This is a genomic window from Streptomyces sp. PsTaAH-124, assembly GCF_000373685.1.
Lineage (GTDB): Bacteria > Actinomycetota > Actinomycetes > Streptomycetales > Streptomycetaceae > Streptomyces > Streptomyces andamanensis.
This window is the reverse complement of sequence record NZ_KB892169.1, coordinates 1-25,700: the sequence shown is the minus strand read 5'-3', so window position 1 is coordinate 25,700 and position 25,700 is coordinate 1. Positions and strand designations below refer to the sequence as shown.

At 71.5% G+C, this 25,700-nt stretch carries 23 protein-coding genes and 2 pseudogenes; 12 read left to right on the top strand and 13 right to left on the bottom strand.

What is annotated here, in order from left to right; genetic code table 11:
* Positions 1-28: 28 nt before the first annotated feature.
* The 4 genes from B086_RS0115585 (at position 29) to B086_RS0115570 (ending at position 4,810) form a co-directional block, all read left to right on the top strand.
* Positions 29-1,948: a hypothetical protein gene (locus tag B086_RS0115585; RefSeq protein ID WP_018567348.1), complete on the top strand. Its 1,920-nt coding sequence runs from the start codon at positions 29-31 to the stop codon at positions 1,946-1,948.
* 115 nt (positions 1,949-2,063) lie between these two features.
* Positions 2,064-2,951, top strand: a complete 888-nt coding sequence (locus B086_RS0115580) for a metal-dependent hydrolase (RefSeq protein WP_026252462.1) — start codon at positions 2,064-2,066, stop codon at positions 2,949-2,951.
* Positions 2,948-4,015, top strand: a complete 1,068-nt coding sequence (locus tag B086_RS0115575) for a PDR/VanB family oxidoreductase (protein ID WP_018567346.1) — start codon at positions 2,948-2,950, stop codon at positions 4,013-4,015. Before B086_RS0115580 ends, B086_RS0115575 begins: the two co-directional genes overlap by 4 nt.
* Before the next feature lie 105 nt (positions 4,016-4,120).
* Complete coding sequence (locus B086_RS0115570; RefSeq protein WP_078509956.1) at positions 4,121-4,810, top strand: TetR/AcrR family transcriptional regulator; 690 nt, start codon at positions 4,121-4,123, stop codon at positions 4,808-4,810.
* A gap of 48 nt (positions 4,811-4,858) precedes the next feature.
* Here B086_RS0115570 and B086_RS0115565 read toward each other — a convergent pair whose 3' ends face one another.
* Positions 4,859-5,221, bottom strand: a complete 363-nt coding sequence (locus B086_RS0115565) for a 5-carboxymethyl-2-hydroxymuconate Delta-isomerase (protein ID WP_018567344.1) — start codon at positions 5,219-5,221, stop codon at positions 4,859-4,861.
* Positions 5,222-5,250: 29 nt separating this feature from the next.
* Complete coding sequence (locus B086_RS45455) at positions 5,251-5,370, bottom strand: alpha-1,6-glucosidase domain-containing protein (RefSeq protein WP_018567343.1); 120 nt, start codon at positions 5,368-5,370, stop codon at positions 5,251-5,253.
* Positions 5,371-5,743: 373 nt separating this feature from the next.
* Between B086_RS45455 and B086_RS0115555 the strand changes: the two genes are divergently transcribed.
* The 6 genes from B086_RS0115555 (at position 5,744) to B086_RS0115530 (ending at position 12,967) form a co-directional block, all read left to right on the top strand.
* On the top strand, positions 5,744-7,033 hold the full coding sequence (locus B086_RS0115555) for an extracellular solute-binding protein (protein ID WP_018567342.1): 1,290 nt from the start codon (positions 5,744-5,746) through the stop codon (positions 7,031-7,033).
* A gap of 146 nt (positions 7,034-7,179) precedes the next feature.
* Positions 7,180-8,178 (top strand): carbohydrate ABC transporter permease, encoded by a 999-nt coding sequence (locus B086_RS0115550; protein ID WP_078531123.1) that lies wholly within the window; start codon positions 7,180-7,182, stop codon positions 8,176-8,178.
* Between the two features lie 12 nt (positions 8,179-8,190).
* Complete coding sequence (locus B086_RS0115545) at positions 8,191-9,105, top strand: sugar ABC transporter permease (RefSeq protein WP_018567340.1); 915 nt, start codon at positions 8,191-8,193, stop codon at positions 9,103-9,105.
* A gap of 77 nt (positions 9,106-9,182) precedes the next feature.
* Positions 9,183-10,901 (top strand): glycoside hydrolase family 13 protein, encoded by a 1,719-nt coding sequence (locus B086_RS0115540; RefSeq protein ID WP_018567339.1) that lies wholly within the window; start codon positions 9,183-9,185, stop codon positions 10,899-10,901.
* A gap of 25 nt (positions 10,902-10,926) precedes the next feature.
* Positions 10,927-11,955 (top strand): LacI family DNA-binding transcriptional regulator, encoded by a 1,029-nt coding sequence (locus B086_RS0115535; RefSeq protein ID WP_018567338.1) that lies wholly within the window; start codon positions 10,927-10,929, stop codon positions 11,953-11,955.
* Positions 11,956-12,076: 121 nt separating this feature from the next.
* The gene (locus B086_RS0115530) at positions 12,077-12,967 is read left to right on the top strand and encodes a phosphatase PAP2 family protein (RefSeq protein ID WP_051115844.1); all 891 of its coding nucleotides are present in this window, start codon (positions 12,077-12,079) and stop codon (positions 12,965-12,967) included.
* Positions 12,968-12,999: 32 nt separating this feature from the next.
* Here B086_RS0115530 and B086_RS0115525 read toward each other — a convergent pair whose 3' ends face one another.
* From B086_RS0115525 to B086_RS40080, 8 genes are all read right to left on the bottom strand, one after another.
* Positions 13,000-15,996, bottom strand: a complete 2,997-nt coding sequence (locus B086_RS0115525) for a bifunctional [glutamine synthetase] adenylyltransferase/[glutamine synthetase]-adenylyl-L-tyrosine phosphorylase (RefSeq protein ID WP_018567336.1) — start codon at positions 15,994-15,996, stop codon at positions 13,000-13,002.
* Positions 15,997-16,117: 121 nt separating this feature from the next.
* The gene (locus B086_RS0115520; RefSeq protein ID WP_018567335.1) at positions 16,118-16,555 is read right to left on the bottom strand and encodes a type II toxin-antitoxin system VapC family toxin; all 438 of its coding nucleotides are present in this window, start codon (positions 16,553-16,555) and stop codon (positions 16,118-16,120) included.
* On the bottom strand, positions 16,552-16,824 hold the full coding sequence (locus tag B086_RS0115515) for a CopG family transcriptional regulator (protein ID WP_018567334.1): 273 nt from the start codon (positions 16,822-16,824) through the stop codon (positions 16,552-16,554). Before B086_RS0115515 ends, B086_RS0115520 begins: the two co-directional genes overlap by 4 nt.
* A gap of 43 nt (positions 16,825-16,867) precedes the next feature.
* Positions 16,868-17,386: a hypothetical protein gene (locus B086_RS0115510; RefSeq protein WP_018567333.1), complete on the bottom strand. Its 519-nt coding sequence runs from the start codon at positions 17,384-17,386 to the stop codon at positions 16,868-16,870.
* A 9-nt stretch (positions 17,387-17,395) separates the two neighbouring features.
* Positions 17,396-17,827 (bottom strand): Imm10 family immunity protein, encoded by a 432-nt coding sequence (locus B086_RS0115505; RefSeq protein ID WP_018567332.1) that lies wholly within the window; start codon positions 17,825-17,827, stop codon positions 17,396-17,398.
* 368 nt (positions 17,828-18,195) lie between these two features.
* Positions 18,196-18,396 carry a hypothetical protein gene (locus tag B086_RS46230; protein WP_018567331.1) on the bottom strand — a complete coding sequence of 67 codons (201 nt, stop codon included), beginning with the start codon at positions 18,394-18,396 and terminating at the stop codon, positions 18,196-18,198.
* 158 nt (positions 18,397-18,554) lie between these two features.
* Positions 18,555-19,118, bottom strand: coding sequence for an RICIN domain-containing protein (locus tag B086_RS0115490; protein WP_018567330.1), 564 nt, complete (start codon positions 19,116-19,118; stop codon positions 18,555-18,557).
* A gap of 183 nt (positions 19,119-19,301) precedes the next feature.
* A complete protein-coding gene (locus B086_RS40080) occupies positions 19,302-21,029 on the bottom strand; it encodes an NB-ARC domain-containing protein (protein ID WP_078531105.1) in 1,728 nt (575 codons plus the stop codon).
* A 260-nt stretch (positions 21,030-21,289) separates the two neighbouring features.
* On the opposite strand from B086_RS40080, the gene B086_RS0115480 reads away from it, so the two are divergent.
* Positions 21,290-22,660 (top strand): hypothetical protein, encoded by a 1,371-nt coding sequence (locus B086_RS0115480; protein WP_158690394.1) that lies wholly within the window; start codon positions 21,290-21,292, stop codon positions 22,658-22,660.
* Between the two features lie 88 nt (positions 22,661-22,748).
* Here B086_RS0115480 and B086_RS45450 read toward each other — a convergent pair.
* Together B086_RS45450 and B086_RS44585 are read right to left on the bottom strand one after the other, a co-directional pair.
* Positions 22,749-22,835 (bottom strand): annotated as a pseudogene (locus B086_RS45450) (glutamine synthetase); the annotation flags it as partial.
* 209 nt (positions 22,836-23,044) lie between these two features.
* Positions 23,045-24,358, bottom strand: a complete 1,314-nt coding sequence (locus B086_RS44585; RefSeq protein WP_158690393.1) for a hypothetical protein — start codon at positions 24,356-24,358, stop codon at positions 23,045-23,047.
* A 192-nt stretch (positions 24,359-24,550) separates the two neighbouring features.
* Here B086_RS44585 and B086_RS40075 point away from each other — a divergent pair.
* Positions 24,551-24,832: pseudogene (locus tag B086_RS40075) on the top strand (winged helix-turn-helix domain-containing protein); the annotation flags it as partial.
* A gap of 9 nt (positions 24,833-24,841) precedes the next feature.
* Here the strand turns inward: B086_RS40075 and B086_RS0115470 are convergent.
* Positions 24,842-25,591: an IS5/IS1182 family transposase gene (locus B086_RS0115470; protein ID WP_026252458.1), complete on the bottom strand. Its 750-nt coding sequence runs from the start codon at positions 25,589-25,591 to the stop codon at positions 24,842-24,844.
* Positions 25,592-25,700 lie beyond the last annotated feature (109 nt).

Sequence of the window (25,700 nt, the reverse complement as noted above, 5' to 3'; positions counted from 1 at the left end):
AACCGCCGCTCTGCTCGTTCTGCTGGACGTGCAGTCACAGGACGTCGCCCCGCGCCACCCCCGTTCCGCCTCCCGTCCCGCCGCCGGTGTCGAGCAGGCCGAGGCCGCGCTCGTCGAGCACTATCCGCGGCTGGTCCGGATCGCCTATCTGGTGCTGCCACCGGGGCTCGGCCGCAGCAGGCGCGTCCTGACCGCGCACTCGCTCACCCAGCGGGCGCTGCCCCGGGGCCGGTCGGCGGCGTCCGCGATCCCGGCGCAGTCGCGCGGCGACGACGGCGACCCGGGCTACGCCTATCTGCGCCGCCAGGTGCTCCGTACGGCGCTGGAGACGGGCCGGGCGGCCAAGCGCGGGCCGTGGCAGCGGCGGGCCGCGCTGCCGCCGCTGCTCCCGCAGGTGTGGGGGCTGCGGCTCTTCCCGCGCTCGGGCGGGGCCGACGAACTCGCCCTGGACCAGCGGCTGGCGTCCCTGCCCGCCCCGGCCCGCGCCGCCTATGTGCTGCGCGGTCTGGAGCGGCTGCCGGACGCGGTCGTGCGCCAGGTGCTGGCGTCCGCGGGCGTGGCCGACCCGGGCGCCGCGCTGCGCCAGGCCGACCGGCTGCCCGCCCGGCACGCGCTGCTGGAGTCCACCGAGTTCGACCCGTGCTCGCTCCAGGCACGGCCCACCGATCTGCTGCGGCGCAGGCAGCACACCCGGGCGGCGCTGGCCGCCGCGGCGGCGCTCGCGGTGTGCGGCGCGCTGGTGGCGCTGCCCGGCGGCGGCTGGGGCCCGGACGGCGCCGCAGCGCCCGCCTACGCGCAGAACCCGGCCGCCGAGGCGGCCCTCGACCCGGGCCGGCTCACCCGGGCCGCCCCGGCCGCCTGGCGGACCTCGGCGCGGCTGGACTTCTCGGTGTGGCCGGCCCGCGGCGACCTGACCGGGAACGCGTCCCTGCTGCGCCGGGCGCTGGCCGTGTGGGCGCGGCCCGGCGGCGCGGTCCGGGTCTCGGCGACGCCCGGCACCGCCTCGGGCGGCCCCGCCGGACCGCCGCAACTGCTCTACGCCGGGACCGTCGACGCCGCGCGCGTGGTGATCCTCTACGACGGGCTGCGCATCGTCCGCTACGCCGAACCGCAGGGCTCCACCGCCGGGGCCGCCCTCGACTTCGCCCGGGTGGACGGTGCGAGCGGCCCGGAGGCGTCGGCGGTGGTGCTGGACCGCTCCGACGGCAATGTGCGCTATCTGACGGCGCCCTGGGTCCGCGCGGCGGCCCAGCGCGATCTGCTGAAGCCGTCGTCCGCCGCGCTGGACCTGGGTCTGTCGGACGGGGTGACCGGGCCGCTGGCCGGTACCGCGCGGCAGACCGGGGCGTGCACCTCCTGGCGGGTGCTGCGGCTGACCGGCGACGGCGGCAGCCAACTGCTGAGCGATCTGGGCGAGCTGGTGCCCGCCCGGCTCACCACGGGGCGCCCGGCGGCCCCGCACGGCGCGGCGGGCGCGGCCGGGCTGCGCGCCTGGGCGCCGTTCGCCTGCTCGCTGGGCGCGGTGCGCGGGCAGGGTGTGCGGTCGGTCAACGCCTGGCGGTTCGCCGAGCAGCCGCTGCCCGGATCGGGCGGCACGGCCGCGTGGGTGTGCACCCGGACGGAGACCTGGCGAGGCGCCGGTCCGCGGGTGCTGGCCCAGGTCCGGGTGGACGGCGGGACGTACGGGGCGGTCGCGGCCAGGGCCGAGGACGTACCGGCGTGCGGCGCCCGCGATCCGCACGTGCTGGCCGGGGTGCTGTGGAAGTCGAAGACGGACACCTGGTATCTGCTCGCGGCCGGTGACGCGGACACGGCCTCGGTCACCGCGACCGGCGGGGTCTCGGCGACCGCGTCCGGTCCGCTGCTCGCGGCGCGGGCGAAGCAGGGCACGCAGGCGGAGCTGAAGGGCACCCTGGAGGGCGGCGGCGCGCTGGAGGCGCTGCACTGAGACCTCCCGGCGGGCGCCGAACGGTCACCCACCGGCGGCCCCCTTACTGACATCAACGTCAACAAGGTGGCGCCAAGGGGTTCCCGGACGCCCTACCCGTCAGTACATTGACGCCATGTCTCACACGCAGGACCGGGTGCCGCTCAAGGCACGGAAGGTGTCCTTCTCCTGGGAGGGCACGCCACTGCACTGGGTGCCCGGGGACCCGTTCACCTCGCACACCATCAATGTGCTGCATCTGCTGCTGCCCGCCGGGGAGCGCTGGTTCGTGCACGTCTACAAGCAGGTGCTCCCGTACATCCGCGACGAGCGGCTGCGCGAGGACGTCCTCGGGTTCATCGGGCAGGAGGCGATGCACTCGCAGGCGCACGACGAGGTGCTGCCGCACCTGAGGGAGCTGGGGCTCGACCCGACCCCGTACACCGCGCAGGTGGACTGGCTGTTCGAGAAGCTGCTCGGCGACCGCACGCTGCCGCCCGGCGCGGCCCGGCGCTGGTGGCTGATGGAGCGGGTGGCGCTGATCGCGGCGATCGAGCACTACACCGCCTTCCTCGGGGACTGGGTCCTCAACGCGAGCGAACTCGACCGGCGCGGCGCCGATCCCACCATGCTGGACCTGCTGCGCTGGCACGGCGCCGAGGAGGTCGAGCACCGCTCGGTCGCCTTCGACCTGTTCCAGCACGTGGACGGCAACTACCGGCGCCGGGCCCGCACCTGGGCGACGGCCTTCACCGCGCTGGTCTTCCTGTGGCAGCGCGGGGCCCGGTTCTTCATGGAGAACGACCCGACGCTGCTCGACGGCAGGGCCCGGCTGCGCGACTTCCACCGCGCCGGCCGCCGCGGCACCCTGCCCGCCACCGGCGCCATGCTGCGCTCCATACCCACCTACCTCGCCCGCGGCTACCACCCCTCCCAGGAGGGCTCGACCGAGCAGGCCGTCGCCTACCTCGCCGCCTCCCCGGCGGCGCTCGCGGCCGAGCAGGCCCAGAAGGAGACCGCGTGAGCCCGAAGCCGCCGAGACTGCGGACGGTCCTGGCGGTCGCGGGCGGCGCCGTGCTGGCGCGCCGCGCCCTGCGCCGCCGTATCCAGGCGTCCCCGCTGTGGCCGCTGCCCGCCCTGGACGAGCCGGTCTCGGGCCGGCCGCGCTCGCGGGCCCTGCGGCTGCTGGTCACCGCGCGCGAGACGGTCGCCGAGGGCGTCGTACGGCTGCGCCTGGAGGGGCACGCCCTGCCCCGCTGGGAGCCCGGCGCCCACCTCGACCTGGTACTGCCCTCCGGACTCGTACGGCAGTACTCGCTGTGCGGCGACCCGGCGGACGACTCGTCGTACACCGTGGCCACCCGGTTGATCGAGGACGGCCGGGGCGGCTCGCGCGAGGTGCACGCACAGCTCGCCGAGGGCACCGCGGTGGAGGTGCGCGGCCCGCGCAACCGCTTCCCGCTCACCGCGGCGGACTCCTACGTCTTCGTCGCGGGCGGCATCGGCATCACCCCCCTGCTGCCCATGCTGCGGGCGCTCGGCGAGCACACCCCCTGGCGGCTGCTGTACGGCGGGCGCAGCCGGGCCTCGATGCCGTTCCTGGCGGAGCTGGCCGAACTGGACCCGGACGGCACCCGGGTGACCGTGGCCGCCGAGGACGAGCACGGCCGCCCGGACCTGGACGCGCTGCTCACCGGCCTCCCGGCGGGCACCGCCGTCTACTGCTGCGGGCCGGAGGGCCTGATGGCGGCGGTGGCGGAGCGGCTGCCCGAGGGCACCGCACTGCACCTGGAGCGGTTCGCGCCACGCGCCGCGGCGGGCGGCAACCACGCCTTCGAGGTGGAACTGCGGCGCAGCGGGCGCACGGTGACCGTCCCCGCGGACACCACCGTGCTGGCCGCCGTGCGCACCGCGCTGCCGGACACCGCGTACTCCTGCGAGCAGGGCTTCTGCGGAACCTGCCGCCAGCGGGTGCTGGAGGGCGAGGTCGACCACCGGGACGAACTGCTCACCGACGCCGAACGGGACGACTCCGTGCTGATCTGCGTCTCCCGGGCGCGCGGCGAGCACCTGGTGCTCGACATGTGAGGCACGGCGTGCGCCGACCCGGGCGGCGGACCCCGGGACGGACCGGACGAACACCGCGGCCGGTCCGGACCGTTCACGGCCGGATCCGGTCGGTAGGGTGGGCACATGACCACCGGGGTACGGCGCAGGATGGGAGTCGAGGAGCGACGCGAGCAGTTGATCGGCGTCGCCCTCGAACTGTTCAGCGGGCGCTCCCCCGACGATGTCTCCATCGACGAGATAGCGTCGGCGGCGGGCATATCGCGCCCGCTGGTCTACCACTACTTCCCCGGCAAGGTCAGCCTGTACGAGGCGGCGCTCCAGCGGGCGGCGGACGATCTGGCCGACCGGTTCACCGAGCCGCGCGAAGGCCCGCTGGGGCTGCGGCTGCTGCGGGTGATGCGCCGCTTCTTCGACTTCGTGGACGCGCACGGGCCCGGCTTCTCGGCCCTGATGCGGGGCGGCCCGGCGGTCGGCTCGACCACGACCAACGCCCTCATCGACTCCGTCCGGCAGGTGGCCTACGACCAGTTGCTGTCGCATCTCGGTGTGCAGGACCCGCCCGCGCGCCTGGACCTGGTGGTGCGCTCCTGGATCTCCCTGGCCGAGTCGACGGCGCTGCTCTGGCTGGACGGCCGCCGGGTGCCGCGCGCCGAGCTGGAGGTCCAGCTCGTGCACGACTTCGCCGCGCTGCTGGCCGTCGCCGCCGCCCAGGACGAGGAGCTGACCGCGCTGCTGCGCGGCGTGTTCACGGCGGAGCCGGCCGACGGCCCCTTCACGGACCTGCTCGGCCGGCTCCTCCGGCTCGCCTCCTAGGCAGGACGGGCCCCGGGTTCCGGGGCCGGTGCCGGAGGACGCCGGTCCTCAGCTCTCCGTGTCGTACTTGCGGTAGGACGCGTCGAGGTCGCGGATCTCCGCCGAGGCGTGCAGGACCAGGCCCTCGACGGGCTTCACATGGGTGCGCAGCGCCTCCAGGACCGCTTCCGCCAGCCGTGCCTTGGTCTCCTCGGTGCGCCCGGCCAGCAGACCGACGCTGACGTGCACGATCGCGTGCCCCTCGGCGTCCGGGCCGACGACGGTGTCCTCGGTCCTGCGGAACTGCGTCGTGCAGGCCGGGGGCCTGGCCGCCGCGATCTCGACGGTCCGCACGTGCACCTCGCGGGCGAACGCGGCCCGGTCGAAGGCGTCCGCGAGCGGCGCGGAGTAGTCGACGGTGATCTGCGGCATGAGCACTCCTTGTGGCTACGGCGACGGGGTCACCCTAGTGCGCGGGTGAACACCGCGACCGTACGGGCCGGGACGGTGAACGTGCCGGTGGCCGCCGCGCAGGACGCGGTCCGCACCACCGACGACGGCTCGGACGGGCCCGTGTCCACGCGCACTCCGGCTGCGCGGCCGGACGCCGGGCGAGACCGTATCCCCGGTGAATCGCTTGCAGCAAGAGTCATGAAAACCATGGAAAGAAATTTCAGGAACAGCTTTCCGACGCACGCTCACGCGACCCGGCGGGGCCGCTCCCCCCGCGCCCCCGCCGCACGGGCAGTACGGGTCCACCCGCGATCGGACCCGACACCCTGCGGTAACGAAAATGTCACGCTTGCCGGACCGTGCGGAAATTTTCTTGCAACATCTTTCGCAAGGGATTGCAGCCTTGCTACGTTCCTCCCGCGCCCGGCGGCCGTCGATCGGGACCGACGGCACCCACGGTCCTCCCAAGGGATGATCCGGGCCCATATCTAGGGAGTTCATATGCGACGTGGCATATCGATCGCCGCCGCGGTCACCGTGGTCGCGCTGGCCGCCTCGGCCTGCGGCGGGTCGGACAACGATTCGTCCGGCAAGCCGAAGGACCCCAAGGACGTCTCCGGGACGATCACGTACTGGGACACCTCGGACGCGGCGACCGAAGCCCCGACGTACAAGGCCCTGGTCAAGCAGTTCGAGGCCAAGTACCCGAAGATCAAGGTGAACTACCAGAGCGTCCCGTTCACCGACGTCGAGCAGAAGTTCAAGTCGGCCGCCAAGAGCGGCAAGGGCGCGCCCGACGTGGTCCGCACCGACGTGGGTCTGATGGCCGAGTACGCCTCGCTGGGCTACATCGCCCCGCTCGACGGCACCCCGGCCCTCAAGGACACCGCCGACTTCACCGCCACACCGCTGAACACCGCCAAGTACAACGGCAAGACCTACGGCGTCCCCTCGGTCACCGACACCCTCGGCCTGCTCTACAACAAGAAGCTCCTCCGGCAGGCCGGCATCGCCGAGCCCCCGGCCACCTGGGACGAGTTCATCGCCGACGCCAAGACCATCAAGCAGAAGACCGGGGCCTACGGCACCTACGTCAACCCGGACTCCTACTTCCTGCTCCCGCTGCTCTACAGCAACGGCGCGGACCTGGCCGACCCGTCCGCCAAGAAGATCACCATCAGCGACGCCGCCGCCGTCACCGCGCTCACCACCGCGAAGAAGATCAACGACGAGGCGTCGATGAAGGTCGACTTCGCGAACGCCTACCAGAACATGCAGACCGCCTTCAAGAACGGCAAGGTGGCCATGCTGATCCAGGGCCCCTGGTCGGTCGGCGACGACCTGACCGGCAGCGCGTTCAAGGGCGACGAGGCCAACCTCGGCTTCGCCTCCGTCCCGGCGGGCGCCGGCGGCAAGGCCCAGGCCCCGACCGGCGGCCACAACCTCACGGTCTACCAGGGTTCGGGCAACCTGGACGCCAGCTATCTGTTCACGCAGTTCATGACGTCCACCGAGAGCCAGATCGCCGTCGCCAAGGGCACCGGCACCCTGCCGACCCGCACCTCGGCGTACACCTCCGAAGTCACCGCCGATCCCAAGATCGCCGGCTTCAAGCCGCTCCTGGAGCGGACCGCCCGCCCGCGCGTGGCCCTGCCGCAGGTCGGCTCGCTGTTCACCCCGCTCCAGCAGAACTACGTGAAGGTCCTCCAGGGCGACCAGTCGGTCAAGGGCGGCCTCGACGCCACCGCGAAGGAGTTCCAGAAGCTCCTGCCCGGCTACTCCGTCGGCTGACCCCACCCGCCGCAGCCGCACCCGCCGTCGCCGCACGGCAGCCGAAGACACGCAGCCCCGGGGAAACGACTCCCCGCTGCCGCCCCGACCGGGGCTCCCCGGGGCCGCGGAACCACCCGACTTCGTCCGCGAGAGAGCCGATGACCATGACGACCGCAGCGAGCACCGGAGACGACCGCACCACGGCGGGCGGTGACCGGCCCCCGCGCCCCGCCCGCGCCTCGGCGCTGCGGCGGTCCTGGGACAAGCACTGGTACGCCTGGGCGATGGTGACCCCGGTCGCCCTCGTGATCACCGTGCTGGTGCTGTACCCCCTGGGCTACGGCTTCTACCAGTCGCTGACGAACGCCAACGAGTCCAACGTCGCCAGCACCATCGGCGCCTTCCACCGGCCCGCCACCTACGACTTCGTCGGCCTCGACAACTACTGGCACGTCCTGTCCGGCGCGGACGGCGACTTCTACCCGCGCCTGGTGTGGACGGTCGTGTGGACCGTGTCCTGCGTGGTGCTCCAGGTCGGCCTGGGCATGGCCCTCGCGGTGCTGCTCAACCGCGAGATGCGGCTGCGCGGCTTCTACCGCGCCATGCTGATCCTGCCGTGGGCCGTGCCCTCCTTCATCGGCGTCTTCGCCTGGCGGCTGATGCTCAACTCCCAGTACGGCGTCTTCAACGAGGTCATCACGGCCTTCGGCCTGCCCGCGCAGAACTGGCTGGGCACCCCGCTGGCCCAGAAGGCCGCCGTCATCATGGTCAACGTCTGGATCGGCATCCCGTTCAACATGGTCGCGCTGCTCGGCGGGCTCCAGTCCATACCCAAGGAGCTGTACGAGGCCGCCGAGATGGACGGCGCCTCCCCCTGGCAGCGCTTCGTGAACATCACCCTGCCCGGCCTCAAGCCGGTGTCGAACACCGTGATCCTGCTGGGCTGCATCTGGACGTTCAACATGTTCAACGTCATCTACCTGCTGCTGGGCAACAACACCACCGGCGACACCGACATCCTCGTCACCTTCGCCTTCCACAAGGCGTTCAACGGGATCTCGGACTACGCGGGATCGGCCACCTACGGGATCATCATCCTCGCTCTCCTGCTGGCCTTCTCGACCTTCTACCGCCGCAGCACCCTGAAGTCCGAGCAGGCGTAAGGAGCCCTCGCCATGACCGCAGCCACGCACGAGAGCGGCCCCGCCGCGCCCGCCGCCCCCGCCCGGCCCGCCGCCGCCCCGCGCCCGCGCAGGGTGCGCGGCCGCCAGGAGCGCGCCCCCTGGGTCTCCGTCGTCCTGCACGCCACTCTGGTCGGCGCCACCGTGATCGCCGCGTTCCCCGTGGTGTGGATCCTGTTCATCTCGCTGGGCCCCAAGAACGCCTGGCAGGAGCCGGGCCAGGTGCTCAGCCATCTGAGCCTGCACAACTACACCGACGTACTGGCCCATTCGGACCTGGCGAAGTGGTTCCTGAACACCGTCGTCGTGGCGGGCGGCACCACCCTGCTCGGCGTCTTCCTCGCCTCGACCGCAGGCTACGCCGTGTCCCGGATGCGGTTCCCGGGCAGCCGCCAGCTGATGTGGACCTTCCTGGTCACCCAGATGTTCCCCAGTATCGTATTGATCGTGCCGCTCTATCTGCTGATGTCCGAGTTGCACCTGCTGGACAACTACCTCGGGCTGATCCTGGCGTACGCGACCACGGCGGTGCCGTTCTGCGCCTGGATGATGAAGGGCTACTTCGACACCATCCCCAAGGAGATAGACGAGGCGGGCCGGGTGGACGGCCTCACCCCGATCGGCACCTTCTGGCGGCTGATCCTGCCGCTGGCCAGGCCGGGCCTCGCGGTGACCGCGTTCTACAGCTTCCTCACCGCCTGGGGCGAGGTCGCCTACGCGACGCAGTTCATGCAGTCCGACCACTACACGCTCGCCGTCGGCATCCGCACCTTCGCCCAGGACCAGCGCCCCGACTGGGCGTGGACCTCCGCCACCGCGATCATCATCACCATCCCGGCGGCCCTCGTGTTCATGCTGGTCCAGCGCAGCCTGGTGTCCGGTCTGACGGCCGGCGGCACCAAGTCCTGAGCGCGGCCCGGCCGGCGGCCCCTCCCGCCGCCGCGCGCACGCGCCCTGTCGTTCCCCTCGCACCCCTAAGGGAATCCATGACCCAGCACGTCACCGACACCGCCCCCGCCGAAGCCCCCGCCGCCGCCGCCGCGCGCCGGGAGTGGTGGCGCGACGCGGTCATCTACCAGGTCTACCCGCGCAGTTTCGCCGACGGCGACGGCGACGGGATGGGCGACCTGCCCGGCATCCGGGCCCGGCTGCCCTACCTGCGCGATCTCGGTGTCGACGCCGTCTGGCTGTCCCCGTTCTACGCCTCCCCGCAGGCCGACGCGGGCTACGACGTCGCCGACTACCGGGCCATCGACCCGATGTTCGGCACCCTCACCGACGCCGACGACCTGGTCCGCGACGCCCACGCGCTGGGGCTGCGCGTCATCGTCGACGTCGTCCCCAACCACTGCTCCGACCAGCACGAGTGGTTCAAGCAGGCGCTGCGCGAGGGCCCAGGATCCCCGCTGCGCGACCGCTTCCACTTCCGCCCCGGCAAGGGCACCGGCGGCGAACTGCCGCCCAACGACTGGGAGTCCATCTTCGGCGGCCCGGCCTGGACCCGGGTGACCGAACCGGACGGCACCCCGGGCCAGTGGTACCTGCACCTGTTCGCGCCCGAGCAGCCCGACTTCAACTGGGAGCACCCGGCCGTCCACGACGAGTTCCGCTCCATCCTGCGGTTCTGGCTCGACCTGGGCATCGACGGCTTCCGCATCGACGTCGCCCACGGCCTGGTCAAGGCCGCCGGACTGCCCGACATCGGCCACGACGAGCAGGTCAAGCTGCTGGGCACCCAGGCAGTGCCGTACTTCGACCAGGACGGCGTGCACGAGATCTACCGCAGCTGGCGGCGGATCCTGGAGGAGTACGCCGAAGACGGATCAGGGCCCGAAGGGCCTTCCTCGGAAGGGCGGTGGCGGGCGACGGGCGGGCGGATCGCGGTCGCCGAGGCGTGGACGCCGACCGTGGAGCGCAGCGCCCTGTACCTGCGCCCCGACGAGCTGCACCAGGCGTTCAACTTCTCGTACCTGACCACCGGTTGGGACGCCGACGGGCTGCGCGACGTCATCGACCGCTCGCTGCGCGCCATGAACGCCGTGCACGCGCCCGCCACCTGGGTGCTCTCCAACCACGACGTCGTACGCCACTCCACGCGGCTGGCGGCGGACGACGGCGCCGACGGGCTGCGCCGGGCCCGCGCGGCGACCCTGCTGATGCTGGCGCTGCCCGGCTCGGCCTACCTCTACCAGGGCGAGGAACTGGGCCTGCCCGAGGTCGTCGACCTGCCCGACGAGGTGCGCCAGGACCCGGCGTTCTTCCGCAGCTCCGGCCAGGACGGCACCCGCGACGGCTGCCGGGTGCCGCTGCCGTGGTCCGGGCAGGAGCCGCCGTTCGGCTTCGGTCCCGTCGAGGGCGGCCCGAGCTGGCTGCCGCAGCCCGCCGAGTGGCGGGAGCTGACGGTCGAGGCGCAGCAGGGCGACCCGGACTCGACGCTGGAGTTCTACCGCAGCGCGCTCGCCGTGCGCCGCGAGCACCCGGCGCTCGGCGCCGGGACCCGGATCACCTGGCTGGACAGCCCCGAGGGAGTGCTCGCCTTCCGCCGCGACACCGGCGGGGGATCCTTCGTCTGCACGGTCAATCTGACCGCCGCTCCGGTCGCCTTCCCCACCCCCGGCACCCTGCTGCTGGCCAGCTCAGACGTGGTCCCCGGCCCCGACTTGACGCAACTGCCCCGCGACTGCGCCGTCTGGTGGGCAGTCTGACATGCAACCGGTACAGTCCACTCCTGTGACCACACGGCTTGCCGACATCGCCGCGCAGGCGGGGGTGAGCGAAGCGACCGTCAGCCGCGTCCTGAACGGCAAGCCGGGCGTCGCCTCCACCACCCGCCAGTCCGTGCTGGCCGCGCTCGACGTCCTCGGCTACGAGCGTCCGGTGCGGCTGCGCCAGCGCAGCGAGGGTCTGGTGGGCCTGATCACCCCGGAGCTGGAGAACCCCATCTTCCCGGCGCTCGCCCAGGTGATCGGGCAGGCGCTGACCCGGCAGGGCTACACCCCGGTGCTCGCCACCCAGACCCCCGGCGGGTCCACCGAGGACGAGCTGACCGAGATGCTGGTGGACCGCGGGGTCGCGGGCATCATCTACGTCTCCGGACTGCACGCGGACACCACCGCCGACATGGAGCGCTACGAGCGGCTGCGCGCCCAGGGCGTGCCGTTCGTGCTGGTGGACGGCTTCTCCCCGAAGGTGCAGGCGCCGTTCATCTCCCCCGACGACCGCGCGGCCATGACGCTCGCGGTCACCCATCTCGTCTCGCTGGGCCATGTCCGCGTCGGGCTGGCCCTCGGGCCGAAGCGCTTCGTGCCGGTGCAGCGCAAGATAGAGGGCTTCGTCCGCGCCGTGCAGGACCAGCTCGGTCTGGCGCCCGACCTCATCGAGACGGAGCTGGTGCAGCACTCCCTGTACACGCTGGAGGGCGGCCAGGCCGCGGCGACGGCGCTGATCGCCCGCGGCTGCACCGCGGTGGTGTGCGCCAGCGACATGATGGCGCTCGGCGCCATCCGCGCGGGCCGCCAGAACGGCCTGGCCGTCCCCCGGGACCTCTCCGTGGTCGGCTTCGACGACTCCCCGCTGATCGCCTTCACCGACCCGCCGCTGACCACGATCCGCAAGCCGGTCCCGGCGATGGGGCAGGCGGCGGTGCGTACCCTGCTGGAGGAGGTCGGCGGGACGCCCGCGCCGCACAGCGAGTTCGTGTTCATGCCCGAACTGGTGGTCCGCGGCTCGACGGCGTCGGCGCCCAGGGCCCGCTTCTAGCCCCCGCCCGGCGCGACCCGGTCGAACACCGTACGGGCGGACAACATGCGGACAACATGCGGGCGGGACCGGGCCGCGGGATGAGGGCCGCGGGGCGGCTTTTCTGGCAGACTCTGCGGCTATGGGTGATACGACCGTGCGCCGACCGGAAGATCCCGAAGAGGCCCGTCCGCACCCCGTCACGGACCCCGGGCGCCCCTGGCTCGCGAGACCGGCGCGCGTCCCGCGCCGGCCGCGCATCTGGTTCGAGATCCTGCTGATCGCGGTCAGTTACTGGACGTACTCGCTGATCCGCAACGCCGTCCCGGAGCAGAAGGCCGCCGCCCTGCGCAACGCGGCCTGGGTCTGGCGCACCGAGCACCATCTCGGCATCGCCGCCGAACAGTGGGTCAACCACACCGTGAACGCGGTGACTTGGCTGGTCGTCGGGATGAACTACTACTACGCGACGCTGCACTTCGTGATCACGGTGGGTGTTCTGGTGTGGCTCTACCGCACCCACCCCGGCCGGTACGCGGCGGCCCGGCTCGCGCTGTTCGCGACCACGGGCGTGGCCCTGCTCGGCTACTACCTGTATCCGCTGGCGCCGCCCCGGCTGATGTCCGGCGGCCGCTTCGTCGACACCGTCCAGGTCCACCACACCTGGGGTTCGATGGCCTCCGGCGACCTCAAGCACATGTCCAACCAGTACGCCGCGATGCCCTCCATGCACATCGGCTGGTCCCTGTGGTGCGGGCTGACCCTGCTGGCCCTGGCCACGGTCCCGTGGGTGCGGGTGCTGGCCGCGCTCTATCCGGTGGCCACCCTGGTCGTCATCGTCGCCACCGCCAACCACTTCTGGCTGGACGCCGTCGGCGGAGTGCTCTGCCTCGCCTTCGGCTTCACCGTCGCCCGCCTCTGGTACGGCGCCCTGCCGCACGCCCTGCCCAGGACGGCGCCCCGGCGGCCGACGGGGACAGGGGCGGGGGCGGGGGCGGGATCAGGGGCGGGGTCGCAGTCGTACGGGACTTGATTCGTACGGGACTTGAGGTGCCGTAGCACGGCTCAGGTGCCGTAGAACAGGGTCTCCATCACGGTCCTGGCGCGGCGCGCGGTGCGGCGGTAGGCGTCGAGCATGTCGCCGACGTGACCGGGCCCGTACCCGAGGTAGCGCCCCACCGCGGCCAGCTCCCGCGGCTCGGTCGGGAAGGTGTCGCCCGCCCGGCCGCGCACCAGCATCACCGCGTTGCGCACCCGGGTGGCCAGCACCCACGCCTCGTCCAGGACGGCGGCGTCCTCCTCGGTGACCAGACCGGCCGTCCGCGCCGCCGCGAGGGCCTGCCGGGTGCGGGTGGTGCGCAGCCCGGCCACCTCGGCGCCGTGCCGCATCTGGAGGAGCTGCACGGTCCACTCCACGTCGGAGAGGCCGCCGGGCCCGAGCTTGGTGTGCAGCTTGGGGTCGGCGCCCCGGGGCAGCCGCTCGGACTCCATCCGGGCCTTGAGCCGCCGGATCTCGCGCACCGCGTCCTCGTCGAGGCCGGCCGCCGGGTAGCGCAGCGGGTCGGCCAGTTCCACGAACCGCCGCCCCAGCTCCTCGTCCCCGGCCACCGGCTCGGCCCGCAGCAGCGCCTGCGACTCCCACACCAGCGACCAGCGCCGGTAGTACGCCGCGTACGAGGTGAGGGTGCGCACCAGCGGGCCCGACTTGCCCTCCGGGCGCAGGCCGGCGTCGATGAGCAGCGGCGGGTCGGCGCTGGGGAGCTGGAGCAGCCGGCGCATCTCGGCGACGACCCGGTTGGCGGCGTCGGCGGCCTCCCGCTCGTCGGCGCCCTCGCGCGGCTCGTGCACGAACAGGACGTCGGCGTCGGAGCCGTAGCCCAGTTCGTGACCGCCGAAGCGGCCCATGCCGATGACCGCGAACCGGGTGGGCAGGGTGTCGCCCCAGCCGCCGCGCACGACCGCCCGCAGGGTGCCCGCGAGGGTCGCGGCCGTCAGGTCGGAGACCGCGCCGCCGACCTGGTCGACCAGGGGGCCCTGGTCGGTCTCGGCGGGCTGGGCCTCGGTGCCGTAGGAGCCGACGATGTCGGCGGCGGCGGTGCGGAACAGCTCCCGCCTGCGCACCCCGCGGGCGGCCGTGACGCCCTGCTCGGCGCTCTCGGCGCGGCCGACGGCGGCCAGGATCTCCTGCTCCAGCTGGGCCCGGCCGCGCGGTCCGAGTCCGCCGCCGCCGTCGCCGAGCAGCGCCACCGCCTCCGGTGCCCGCATCAGCAGGTCGGGGGCGAGCCGCCCGGCGGACAGGACCCGGGCGAGGTTCTCGGCGGCGGCGCCCTCGTCGCGCAGCAGCCGCAGGTACCAGGGGGTCTTGCCGAGCGCGTCGGAGACCTTGCGGAAGTTGAGCAGTCCGGCGTCCGGGTCGGCGGAGTCGGCGAACCAGCCCAGCAGCACCGGCAGCAGGGTGCGCTGGATGGCGGCCTTGCGGGTGACGCCGGAGGCCAGGGCCTCCAGGTGGCGCAGGGCGGCGGCCGGATCGGCGTACCCGAGCGCGACCAGCCGCTCGCGGGCCGCCTCGGTGCTCAGCCGGGCCTCGCCGGGGGCGAGCTGGGCGACCGCGTCGAGCAGCGGCCGGTAGAACAGCTTCTCGTGCAGCCGCCGTACGACGCCGGTGTGCCGCTTCCACTCGCGGGTCAGCTCGGCCACCGGGTCGGCGCGCAGCCCCAGGGAGCGGCCCAGGCGCCGCAGTCCGGCGTCGTCCTCGGGCAGCAGATGGGTGCGGCGCAGCCGGTAGAGCTGGATGCGGTGCTCCATGAAGCGCAGGAAGCGGTACGCCTCGTCGAGCCGTCCGGCGTCCGCACGGCCGACGTAGCCGCCCGCCGCGAGGGCCTGGAGGGCGTCGAGCGTGGTGCCGCTGCGCAGGGACGGGTCGGCGCGGCCGTGCACGAGCTGGAGCAGCTGCACGGCGAACTCGACGTCGCGCAGTCCGCCCGGCCCGAGCTTCAGTTCGCGCTCGACCTCGGCGACGGGGATGTTCGCCACCACGCGGCGGCGCATCTTCTGCACGTCGGCGACGAAGTTGTCCCGTTCGGCGGCCTGCCAGACCAGCGGGGAGAGCGCCTCGACGTAGGCGGCGCCCAGCTCGGCGTCCCCGGCGACCGGGCGGGCCTTCAGCAGCGCCTGGAACTCCCAGGTCTTGGCCCACCGCTGGTAGTAGGCGAGGTGGCTGCTCAGGGTCCGCACCAGCGGTCCGTTGCGCCCCTCGGGCCGCAGATTGGCGTCGACCGGCCAGATGCTGCCCTCCACGGTCGTCTCGGAGCAGATCCGCATCATCCGCGCGGCGAGGCGGGTGGCGGCGCGCAGCGCCTCGGTCTCGTCGCCGCCCTCCTCGGCGCTCTCGCCGACGAAGATGACGTCGACGTCGGAGACGTAGTTCAGCTCGTGGCCGCCGCACTTGCCCATGGCGATGACGGCGAGCCGGCACCGCGCGGCGTCCTCGGGGGCCTCTTCACCGGCGATGCGCAGCGCGGCGCGCAGGGTGGCGGTGGCGAGGTCGGCCAGTTCGGCGGCGGTCTCGGCGATCCCGGTGGTGCCGCAGACGTCGCGGGCGGCGATGGACAGCAGGCAGCGGCGGTAGGCGACGCGCAGCGCGACGGGGTCGTCCGCCTCGGCCAGCCCCCGTTCGAACTCCTCCACACCCGGGTGCAGGTCGCGCGGCTCGTAGGTGACGAGCGCCTGCCAGTCACCGGCGTGCCGCGCCAGGTGCTCGCCGAGCGCGGCGGACGCGCCGAGCACGCCGAGCAGCCGGTCGCGCAGCGGTTTGGCCGCTATCACCGTGTCCAGCAGTTCCCGCCGAGCGGCCGGGGCGGGCTGCGCCTCCAGCAGCCGGACCAGTCCGTCCAGCGCGAGATCGGGGTCGGCGGTGGCGCCCAGCGCCTCCAGCAGCACCGGGTCGTCGCGGACCAGGGCCAGCTCCGGGCTGTCCAGCCTCCGCTCGGCGGCCGAGGCATCGGTGAAGCCGTGCCGCAGCAGCCGTGTGAAGGTGCTGCTCCTGCGCCCCGGCGCCGTCATCCCGGTCTCCTGTCGGATCGAGGTGGTCCTGGCCAGAGCGTAGCGGCAGGCGGGGGTGTCGGCTGGGGGGCGGTCGACGGGGCGGGGCGGGCGGTCGCCGTGGCCGCGCCCTGCCCGGCGGTCAGAGGTCGTCGGGCAGGATCCGGAAGCAGGAGTACCTGCCGCCCACCGGACGTACGGTCCGGAAGTCCCGCAGGTCCCGGGTGAGCACGGCGTCCGTGTCGTACTCGGCGGCCAGGGCCACGTTCACCGCGTCCACCAGGTCGAGGTCGAGACCGGCGTACCGGGTCCGCACGGTCAGCGCGGCGTCGAGGATCTCCGGGGTCGTGGGGGCGAGCACCAGGCGCAGTTGCCGGACACGGGCGGTGAGGGTGCGCAGGATCCCGTCGGCGGCCCGCCGTCCGGCGCGGCTGGTGGCGACCTGGTGCACCTCGGTGAGCGCGAGCGGGGTGGTGACCAGGAATCCGCACTGGTCCGCCGCCTTTCGCGCCGCGTGGTGACCGGGGTCGGAGCGGTTGAAGAGGGTGAGCAGGCCGGAGGTATCGGCGACGGCGATCACGCGGCGCTGCCCCGCCGGTTGCGCCGCTCCCGCTCCACGTGTCCGCGCACGACCGCGTCGCCGGTCTCCTCCGGGGTCACGGGGCCGCCGAGGTCGAAGGTCTCCTCGTCGGAGACGAACGGCTCGTCCCACACCCGGTGGGCCAGCGCGATCCGATGGATGCCCTCGCGGATCATCTCCGCCTCGGAGACCCCCAGCCGGGCGGCGGCCTCCTTGATCAGGAGAAGGTCGTCGTCCTCGGCGTAGACATTGGTGCGCTTCAGGGCCATGACTCCATGGTACAGACCGTGTACCACTCCCGTCGGCCGTCGCTCAGAGGCCGTCCAGCCAGGCCGCCGTCTCGGCGGGGCGTCCGAAGCGGTGGACGGTGAGCGGGCCGAAGCGGGGGTCGCGGGTACGGCGTTCCACCTCGCGGCGGCGCGGCCCGTGCTGCGCGGCGGACCACCAGGCGGGGTGCTCGCGGCTCAGCCATCCCCGCCAGATCTCCCGGTTGCCGCCGAACAGCGCCTCGCGGGTGACCGTGCGGCGCAGGGAGCGGCGCAGCACGCGGGGCATGACGACGCGCCGGGGATAGTCCAGCCAGAGCACGGTGTCCGCCCGCTCCCACAGCAGGTCGCGGACCTCCGGGTAGCCGAGGGAGTCGATGATCCAGCGGGGCCCGTCGGCGATCCCGCCCACGTCCTCGGCCAGCCGCCCGTTCACGGCCCAGCCGGGACCGGCGAAGTACAGCGCGTCCATCTCGTGGTACGGCACCCCCAGGCGGGCGCCGACCGACCGGGCGAGCGTCGACTTGCCCGCACCGGTGACACCCACGACCAGGATCCGCTGCATGGCGGCACCTTATCCGCGCGGCGGCGGGGCCGGGAGGGCGACCTCCGGACGGGCGTCCGGACGCCCGTGGCCCAGGATGCGCGGCAGCACCTCCCGCATCCGCGCCACCTCCGCCTCCGGCGCCCGGAGCAGCACTTCGACCACCGGATCGGACAGCCCCAGGTCCGCCAGCGACGCGGGGTCGAGCGACACCCGCAGCACGTCCCCGGCCGGCACCACTTCCCGTACGCACCCGTAGGCGGTGCCCTGCCCCGGCGTGACCAGGCAGTACGTGTCCAGGCCCAGCGCCGCCTCCTGGGCGTCGGGCTCCTCGAAGTCGCACATGAACAGCAAGGAGAACGCCTCCGCGTCCTCCGACTCCGCCACCCCCGCCATCACGCAGTCGTCCGCCTCCGGATCATCGAGCCCGCAGGCGACCCGCGCCGTGAACCTGTATGCCATGGGAGTGTTCTAGGCGCCGCCCGCCCGATGATCAAATCCGCGCCGGTCCCGGCCTTGCCGTGCCGGTGGGGGCGGCCGATGCTGGACCGATGCCAGGGCAGCGCAGCAGAAGACGCCGGTCGCAGGACGAGGCGCGGCGGACGGCTGCCCGGTTCGCGCCCGACACGGGCCACTGGGAAGTGCTCTTCGAGACCCAAAACGAGTCGGAGTGGCACGCCGGCTTGCGCCGCCTGCGGGCGTCGGACCCGCGGATCGACTGGACGGCGGTGCGGATGGACAGGTTCTGCGGACGCCTGACCCGGCCGACCACCTTCCGGCTGAGCCTCTTCGTACCGAAGGGCACGCCTCCGGCTCGTCCGGTGAAGGCGTCACCGCGCCGATGACCGGCGGCTCGCGTCGACGTCGTACTCCAGGACGTACGAGGCCGCGTCGAGGGTCATCCCGTCGGCCTCGACGGCGTGCCCCTCGGCCGCGTGGGCGGTCCGGCAGACGAGGCGGTCGGTGCCGCGGCGGCGGACGGGGGCGGGAGCCCGGTGCGCGGGCCGGTGGCCGTCGTCGGTGGTGGCCATGCCGGTGTCCTCCCTTGCCGCCGGACCCCGGTGGGGCTCCCCCGGGTCCGGATGCCGTCGTGCTCGGCTGGTGCCCGTGCGGTCCGGAAGGCCGGTTCCGGATGGGCTCGGGCCCCGGGCGTCGTGCGACGGCCGGGGCCCTGGCGCCGTCGTGCGGGCTACTTGCCGGGGTTGATCGGGGTGTCGCTGTCGGAGTGGTGCCAGTCGAACTGCAAGGTGGGGTCGGGAGCGGGGCTCACGCCGTGGCCGAACAGGTGGTAGGAGTCATGCGGTCCGGGCACGCCCGTGTTCGCCAGGCACGCTCCGGCGCCGTTGCAGACGGTGCGGTCGGTGCCGAGGGTCCAGCGCTGGTGGGAGTCGTTGCCGTTGCAGTCCCGGGCGGAGGCGTCCGGCCCGTCGCTCGGGCCGCTCGCCCAGTGGGCCCACAGACAGCGGCCGTCGTTGGTGCTGTGGATCAGGCCGTTCTCGTCCCAGAACCAGAACTGGTTCCACGAACCGTCACAGGGCCGCAGCACGACCGGACGGCCGTTGCCGTTGACCTGCCGCAGTTCGTCCATGCAGTAGTACGTGCCGCCGCCTGTCGGTCTGGTGAGCGAGGCCAGGAAGCCGTAGGCGTAGGGCTGGGGGCTGGCCGGTGTGGCGTCGGCGGTGGCCGGCAGGCCCAGGCCCAGGCCGAGTGCCAGTGCCAGTGGGGCGACGATCCTCTTGATGAAGCGCTTCATCAGTTCCCCTTCCTTACCCGGGTGTCGGACTTTCGTGTCGATCCGAGTGCGGGCCGGTGCGTGGGCGTGCGGCTCCTCGCACACGGGCGGCACCGGCCGACGCGGGTCAGCCTCACGCGGGGCACCGACTCCGGGCGAGCATCCCGAACGAACCCGAACAGCGGCGGCCCCGCGCCCGGTGGTCTACGTCGGCTCCAGAGCGGCGCCGTGGCGCCGGGCCGGCTCCGCGTCCCTGACCGGGCACTCCGGGACGAGGGCGCGGCGGGACGGCCCCTCGGCCGGGCCGGTGGGCGTCCGCGGGGTCCGGGCGTGGCATTGCAGGGTCTCGGCCACATCACCGCGGTCGGTGTCCCTCAGATAGCGGCCGAGCGAGCGGGACAGCGCACACGCATGTTCCGTACGGCCGATCTCGGCCGCGCGGGCGGCGACGGCGACCGCGGAGGCCCACTCCCGCTCCAGCCAGCCGATGGCGGAATCCGCGTCCGGGAAGCGCGGGCCGACAGCGGGGTGGCGCCCGGCGCGCGCCGGGCCGGACAGGGCCGCGACGGCTGCCGCCGCGGTACCGCTGTAGTGCTCCAGCAGTCCCTCCAGGGCGGTGAGCTGGACCGAGTACGGGTCTTCCTCCACGGTCAGGTCGAAGGCGAACTCCCGTACCTGGCAGGGGAATTCATACATGTCGTCGCCGACAGGCCGGAGCAGGTGCTCGTGGCTGAGCCGCACCAGCGACTCGGCCGCCTGCGCGGCGGGCCGTCCGGCGAGCGCGCCCGCGCAGGCGGCGTCGGCCCGGCTTCCCGGGTGCAGGGCGAGAAGCCGGAACAGCCGCCGGTCGGCCGGGGCCAGCCGCCGGTAGGAGGCGGCGAGAGCCGGTCCGGCGGCCGCCCCGCGCGGCCGTGCGGCGAGCCTGCGGGCCTGGTCGGCCAGTGACCAGGCCGGGGTGGCGGCGATGCGCGCCGCGCTGACCGCGAGGTCCAGCGGCAGGTTGCCGCAGAGCCTGCCGAGTTCCGCGACCGCCTCGGGCTCCGCGCGGACCCGGTCGGCGCCGACCACCTGGCCGAACAGTTCGGCCACCTCCGCGCAGCTCAGCGGCTGTAGCTCGATGCGCCGCGCACCGGCGCCCCCGACCAGGGCGTTGCGGGCGGTGACCAGTGTCGCCCCGCGCGAGGTGCCGGGGAGCAGGTGCCGCAACTGGTCGTCGTCCGCGGCGTCGTCCAGGACGACGAGGACGTCACGTTCGGCGAGCAGTTCACGGTAGCGGGCCGCGCGGGCGCGGGCGGACATCCGGTGCACCCGCTCGGCGGGCTGCCCGAGGGCGACCAGCAGTCCCGCCAGGACGGCGGCGGGTTCGGCCGGCGGCAGACACGGGTGATAGCCGTGGAGGTCGACGAACAGCCGGCCGTGCGCACCGAGCCCGGCGGCGGCCAGCGACCGCGCGGCCCGGACCGCGAACTGGGTCTTGCCCACTCCCGGCATCCCGGTGATCACCAGGGGCCGGGGGTCCGGCCCGGCCACCGCGCGCAGTTCGGCGCTCCGCCCGGCGAACGGCTCGACCGGTACGGGCAGTTCCGTGCTGACCCGGCCTCCGCCGTCGCTGTCCGGCCGGCACAGCATCGCCCGCACCGCCCGACGCCACTGCTCCCGCGGCGAACCCTCGACGCCGAGCGCGGTGACGATGTCCAGAACCAGGTTCATGTCGATGCGGCGCCGACCGGTACGGAAGCAGTCGTAGACGGTGACCCGGCCCGGCATGCGTTCCGACGCCGGCACCCCACGGGCGGCGCGGACGGCGCCGATCCGCCGGACGAGTTCGGCGTACGACGGGTTCCCGGCCCAGCCGCGCAACGCCCGCAGGGATTGGGCGAGTTCATCGGGTGTGCGGAGACTGCCAGGGTCCGGTATCGGTAAGAGATCCATACGCTTCGTCTCGTCGGTCGGGCCGGGCCCGACCGCCGCTGCAACCCGGTGCGGCCGGTTCCGGCGTCACGGTGGCACTCCCGGACGGGAGAGCGAGACCGTCGCTCCCGGCACCCGGACATCGACGCAGAGTAGCAGCGATTGATCCAGACCAAAGGGTGATAAACAGACAGCACCGGCTGACACGAGCACGGCTCAAGCGGCCCCGGTTTCCTGCCGACCGGGGACGACACGGCACCCCAGTGGCCATACTGCCTGCCATGTCTCAAGCCTCGTCGCCCGCGAACCGCACCCCCGGCGCACCGCACCACCGCGCATCGCGCCGGGCGGCGGCCGCACTGGGCAGGACAAGGGGATTCGGCCGCGCGTTCCTGGAGGCTCTGAAAAACAATCACTTCAGGGCCATGACCCTCCTGATGGCGCGAGCGAACTATCGTCGGCTCTCGGACATGATCGCCGCCTTCGCGCAGGATCTGGCAAGCCCGGAGGAGGTGGAGAAGGTACGGCGAAGGGTCGGGCGGGGAGCAATGAGGTCCACCCTGAACCGCGCCAACAGACTTGCGTGGGCTGTCACGTGGATTTACTACCCTATGATTCTCCTCCTCCCGTGGATGATATCACTGGGCCTGTTTTCACCGCCGGACTCCGGATCCGCCCACGGGGACCAGGCGGCCGTGAAAGGCATTTCGTTCGACCAGCTGGTGACCCTCGGGGTCCCCTTTGGTCTTGGCTATGTACTGGTGCTCACGGCCGTAGCCTGCCGCATAAAGCCCAGGACGGAAGCAATCCATACACTGAAAATCATCAGAAAAGTGAGACACCGTGTTCTGCCCGTGATGGTGCTCGTGGACTCGTTCATCATATGGACGGTCACCGACACATCGTCGGGCTACCGTCCGGTGGTGCAGTGTCTTGCCTGGTTCGCGCTCGGCGGCGCGGCAGCGGCTCTCCATCTGCTCATGTCCCTGGCTTTCGCCGCCCTGCTGAAATATCTGTTCTATCCGCGCATCACCGAACACGACCATCCCTACGATGAATTGCTTGTCGCCATGACGATGGCATGTTCAAAGGTGCATTCGAGTATGGGGCAGCCCTTCAGGTCGACCAGGACACGCGCGGCTCTGGTAGCGCTCGAAGCGGCCGCAGGCACGGCCGAAGTACTGGCTCTGAAGTTCTCCCGGTCGGCTTCGATCTTCGATCGGGAGTCCCGGAGCACCGCCAGGAGAGAGGCGTTCGGCGTCGCCGACGTGATACGGAAGCACAAATATGTCCTGTCACGAGCCGGCGGACCGGGATCGCATGTCCGCGTAATGGCGTCCTTGTGGGCCGGAATCACCGCTCTCACGCAGGACGACTGGGAGTCCGTGGTCGCGCAGATCGACCAAGCCCCACGCCTCTCGAAGATTCACGCCGCATGGCAGCGCCTGCTGCCTCCGCTCGTCCTGCTGACAGCCGCGTTCGCTCTCCCTCTCATTCCCGACGTGGCGAGAATCCCCGCGGTCGCCGGCAGCCTGCGGATCACCCTGCTGATCACTGCGGCGCTGACGCTCGTGCTTCCCCGGGAGTCCTCCGCTCGGGCGCCGATCCTGGACGCTCTCGGCAAGGCGCTGCCCATCGGGTCCCAGAAGTAGCCGTCGTCCGGTCCTTCTGAGCAGCCCTCGCCCCGCACGGCGGCGAGAGCGCCCCTGCGCCCGGGGAGCCCCGTCCCGAGCCCGCCCCCTACAGCACCGGCAGATGCTTCCGCAGTTCGTACGCCGTGACCTCGCTTCTGTACTCCTCCCACTCCTGCTTCTTGTTGCGGAGGAAGTGGCGCGGGCGCGGAGCGACCTCACGCGATCGAGGCCGGCCCAGCGCAGAGCACTGGTCGAGCGGTCGTCGTTGGTCGCTGTGGGCCGCCCTTCGACGGCCCACAGACGGCCCCGCAGACACACAAAGCGATCGTGACCCGCCCCCCTATTCGGGGCCCGAGGGCCCGTCGCAGGTTCTCACCGCTCACTGCCGCTATTGTCATGCACTCACATGCCTGCGTGCCCATCGAGGATCACCTCGGTTGCCAGCAACCGAGCCAACATGATGTCCGGCCACAAAGCATCTGCTTCAGGCCCATCAGGGAGCAGCGGTGGGGCCTCACCAAATCTAGGGTCGTCTTTAGCATGAACAATCCTGTTACGGATCTTGTACACGCGGTCCGCTACTTGCGACGCCAGAGATGTTTGGCCATTCGAGGGGTTTACCGCTTCCACGCCGACTATGGGCCCCTTCTTGCCGAAGTGTCCCACGTAGTCGCCCGCGGTGAAGAAATTCGCCAAAGACTCAGGTCGCACACATTCATCGATAAGTGTCCGCAGCTGATCCACCTCAGACATATGTGTCGATCGCTCACTGATCATGAAAATTCGCAGCAGGTCATCTCTGCTGGACTTGTCAAATATAGGGTCAGACAGCTCCTTAGCCATCTTTCTGAGAGCCCTGCGCTTCACCGCAGAAGCGAGATTGTGTTCCAAGATTTGATAGTACGTAAGGAAGGCTAGCGGAGGGTTACCCGCGACAGAGGCAGCAAACCCGAAAAGGGTTGCCATCTCTGGTTTAATGGCAATCTCCGGGAACCTAACAACCGAAGTGGCCGCCGGGCGCCGCAAAGCATTTCTATCACCTCGCTCCGCAAACCATCTATCGGCATTCAGACGGATACCGTTCCTGACATCGAGCTCATACAGCAGGGAGGAAACTACTTTACTCGCAGCCTTCTCCAGACTCTCGGCCGTATCACCTTCAAGGTAGACCTTTACTGTCAGCCCGAAGCTCCAACGCCCTGCCTCTCTAGGGACAACCCTTTCGAGGGAAGTAAACATGTAACAGGCCGGGGAGGCTGGTGAAATCTCCAGGCAAGTACTGCCACTTCCTGCGATATGGAGATCCGTATAAACGTGATCGTCCCTCCTTAGGGTCACAATCCTTAGATCGTCATCAATGTGTCGGCATACTTCGGGCATGGTGGTGGCCCGGCGCAGTCTGAGTCCACTACCCACCCTAACAGAATCCTGCACAATAACTTCTACATAACCTGCGGCCGGTGCGATAATGCCACGCAGTGTCGGATGGGGCACAATCCCCGAGCGTAGCTGATCGCGAAGATCAGATAGAAAATTGCGTGGCAGCGAAACCCCATAACGAGCCGCGCGACGAGCCATTTTCTCATAACAGGAAAAGGTGACATATTCGTCACCGGATTCCAGGAAGGAGATCTTGAAATTTGCGAGAAGTTGAATAACCTCTTCTTCCGTCTCACCGATTTCACTATTCGACGAGCTGTTTTCCTTTTCGTTCACTAGCGCCTCCCATTTGAGTAGTTGACTCACGTCGCTTTCGCCACAAGAGTAGAGCGTTCCGCCCGCGAGTGTTCGGGACTTTTCAACGTTCCCTAGCGAGACCAGCAAGACCTGGGGAAGGATCTGGGGGGATCTGCAGGCTCGCCCCGCTACGCTGGTACGCACCACCTCAGAACGGAGAGTGCTCCGCAGATGGGACCGAAGACGACCAAGGTCTACGAGACGCTGCGCGAACGGCTCGCGGCCGGCGTGTATGCCCCCGACGACAGGCTGCCCTCTGAACGCACGCTGATCGAAGAACTCGGTATCGGTCGGACGGCACTGCGCCAAGTGCTCGCGCGCCTCGTTGCCGAGGGGGCGCTGGAAGTGCGCGGCCGCAGTTCGTACCGCGTCCCGGGCACCGTGAGCGTGACACGGCCGCAAGGTGTGGAAGCGTGGCAAATCCACGGCGAGCGTGACCTCTACGACAACCAATGAGCGTTTTCAGCCTTGCCTCTCCAGGGTGAGGACAGCTTTGGCTATGGCGGACATGCGGTTGGGGCTGATGCAGGATCTGCGGAAGATTTGCCAGCACTTGAGCCGTGCGATGCCTCGTTCGACGGGCGCCCGTGCTGCGGACAGGGCCCGGTTGAGGGTCCGTTCGGTGGGAGTGAGTTCGCCGTTGGGCGGGCGGCGCTTGGCGGTAGTGACGCAGTCGCCCGCACCGATGTAGGCCATGTCGGCGAGGATCGGGACGCCTTGGCGCGCGCAGATCCGGAGGATCTTGTGGGTGCGGGCGGCCGTCAGGTCGTGGGTCCGGCCCGGAAGGGCCGGCGACAGCCACATGATCTGGCCGACCGGATCGGTGACAACCTGTGCGTTCACCCCGTGCCGCTTGTGTTTCGCAGAGTAGTCAGCCTTCCCGTCGCCGACGCGGTCACATTCGGCGAGCGTGCCGTCCAGGAGGACGAAGTCCGGGTCGTGCACGCGCAGTGTCTTCAGCAGGCCCGGCGACTGCTCAGCGAGCAGGGCGGTGACCGCGGTGACGTAGGCGTGTGCGGTGCCGACGGATATCCCGAACGCTGCGGCGATACGGGCGAGGGTGTCGTGGCGGCGCAGGTACACGAGTGCGACCAGCGCACGCCAGTGCGGCGGCAGTTTGCACCGCCGGTCACCTTCACGGGTGACGATGAGCATCGTGACCCATTCGATCAGCGCGTGAGGCAGGTCGAGTGCGGCAGGATACGGAACCAACAGGACCCCCGTGCTGCTGAGTCGGGACGTCCAATACCTCCCTCAACGGCCCGGCAGCCCTGCCCGTTGCGCACCTTGACCACACACCGCCCCGCCCCCGGATCAGCGG

What these genes read in the sequence shown, in the direction of transcription:
- B086_RS0115580 (WP_026252462.1), top strand. Translation starts at nt 2,064, where the DNA reads ATGTCTCACACGCAGGACCGGGTGCCGCTCAAGGCACGGAAGGTGTCC.
- B086_RS0115570 (WP_078509956.1), top strand. Translation starts at nt 4,121, where the DNA reads ATGACCACCGGGGTACGGCGCAGGATGGGAGTCGAGGAGCGACGCGAG.
- B086_RS0115565 (WP_018567344.1), bottom strand. Translation starts at nt 5,221, where the DNA reads ATGCCGCAGATCACCGTCGACTACTCCGCGCCGCTCGCGGACGCCTTC.
- B086_RS0115555 (WP_018567342.1), top strand. Translation starts at nt 5,744, where the DNA reads ATGCGACGTGGCATATCGATCGCCGCCGCGGTCACCGTGGTCGCGCTG.
- B086_RS0115550 (WP_078531123.1), top strand. Translation starts at nt 7,180, where the DNA reads ATGACGACCGCAGCGAGCACCGGAGACGACCGCACCACGGCGGGCGGT.
- B086_RS0115545 (WP_018567340.1), top strand. Translation starts at nt 8,191, where the DNA reads ATGACCGCAGCCACGCACGAGAGCGGCCCCGCCGCGCCCGCCGCCCCC.
- B086_RS0115540 (WP_018567339.1), top strand. Translation starts at nt 9,183, where the DNA reads ATGACCCAGCACGTCACCGACACCGCCCCCGCCGAAGCCCCCGCCGCC.
- B086_RS0115530 (WP_051115844.1), top strand. Translation starts at nt 12,077, where the DNA reads ATGGGTGATACGACCGTGCGCCGACCGGAAGATCCCGAAGAGGCCCGT.
- B086_RS0115525 (WP_018567336.1), bottom strand. Translation starts at nt 15,996, where the DNA reads ATGACGGCGCCGGGGCGCAGGAGCAGCACCTTCACACGGCTGCTGCGG.
- B086_RS0115515 (WP_018567334.1), bottom strand. Translation starts at nt 16,824, where the DNA reads ATGGCCCTGAAGCGCACCAATGTCTACGCCGAGGACGACGACCTTCTC.
- B086_RS0115510 (WP_018567333.1), bottom strand. Translation starts at nt 17,386, where the DNA reads ATGCAGCGGATCCTGGTCGTGGGTGTCACCGGTGCGGGCAAGTCGACG.
- B086_RS0115505 (WP_018567332.1), bottom strand. Translation starts at nt 17,827, where the DNA reads ATGGCATACAGGTTCACGGCGCGGGTCGCCTGCGGGCTCGATGATCCG.
- B086_RS46230 (WP_018567331.1), bottom strand. Translation starts at nt 18,396, where the DNA reads ATGGCCACCACCGACGACGGCCACCGGCCCGCGCACCGGGCTCCCGCC.
- B086_RS0115490 (WP_018567330.1), bottom strand. Translation starts at nt 19,118, where the DNA reads ATGAAGCGCTTCATCAAGAGGATCGTCGCCCCACTGGCACTGGCACTC.
- B086_RS40080 (WP_078531105.1), bottom strand. Translation starts at nt 21,029, where the DNA reads ATGGATCTCTTACCGATACCGGACCCTGGCAGTCTCCGCACACCCGAT.
- B086_RS0115480 (WP_158690394.1), top strand. Translation starts at nt 21,290, where the DNA reads ATGTCTCAAGCCTCGTCGCCCGCGAACCGCACCCCCGGCGCACCGCAC.